The sequence below is a fragment of the Arenimonas maotaiensis genome (assembly GCF_014638745.1).
Taxonomy (GTDB): Bacteria; Pseudomonadota; Gammaproteobacteria; order Xanthomonadales; family Xanthomonadaceae; genus Arenimonas; species Arenimonas maotaiensis.
In genome coordinates this window covers 1-604 of sequence record NZ_BMFO01000016.1, presented here as the reverse complement: position 1 = coordinate 604, position 604 = coordinate 1, and the positions used below count along the sequence as shown (strand labels likewise).

Below are 604 nucleotides of genomic sequence, written 5' to 3'. Positions count from 1 at the left end.
GTTAGAGCCCACGAATGACTTCTTCGTTTCTTTGCTCCAGCTGCGGCAAATCGCATGAGGGCATGCCTACCGATTATGGATGGAAACTTCCAGATGATGTGTGGGCTATTCCGGAATATGAGCGCAAGGATAAGGCCAAGTTTGATAATGATTTATGTCAGCTCGGCAATCGCTTCTTCATTCGGTGTGTTCTAAAACTTCCATTCATTGATCAAGCAGATTTCTATGCCTGGGGCATATGGGTAGAGGTTTCAGAGCCTGATTTCTATCGCTATGTTGAGTTATATGACCAGGATGGGAGCACTGAGCCGCAAATTCCTGGCATTATTGCCAACGCAATGCTTGGCTACTCAACTACTCTTGGCATTCCCGTACTTGTGCAGTACCAAGCAAGCACAAGCCGGCCTAGTGTAACTGTCTCGGTTAACGACCATCCTCTCTCTGTCGAGCAATCCCATGGAATTGACAGCCACCGCTATCATGAAATACTTGTAGCTACAGGATCGCTTAGTGGTCTCTAACTAGTCATTCAAGCGGACAGCCGCCCCGAAATTTGAGTAAACTGATGTTGTCCGCGGCGGCTGCCGCTTAATTCAATCGTTAG

Annotated in this window: 1 protein-coding gene; it reads left to right on the top strand. The window is 47.7% G+C overall.

The window, feature by feature from the left end; all coding sequences use genetic code 11:
* Nucleotides 1-14: 14 nt before the first annotated feature.
* Nucleotides 15-521: a DUF2199 domain-containing protein gene (locus tag IEV56_RS10530; RefSeq protein ID WP_268235765.1), complete on the top strand. Its 507-nt coding sequence runs from the start codon at nucleotides 15-17 to the stop codon at nucleotides 519-521.
* Nucleotides 522-604 lie beyond the last annotated feature (83 nt).

Bases quoted from the DNA above. Each gene is read 5' to 3' on its own strand.
- IEV56_RS10530 (WP_268235765.1), top strand. From the start codon at position 15: ATGACTTCTTCGTTTCTTTGCTCCAGCTGCGGCAAATCGCATGAGGGC.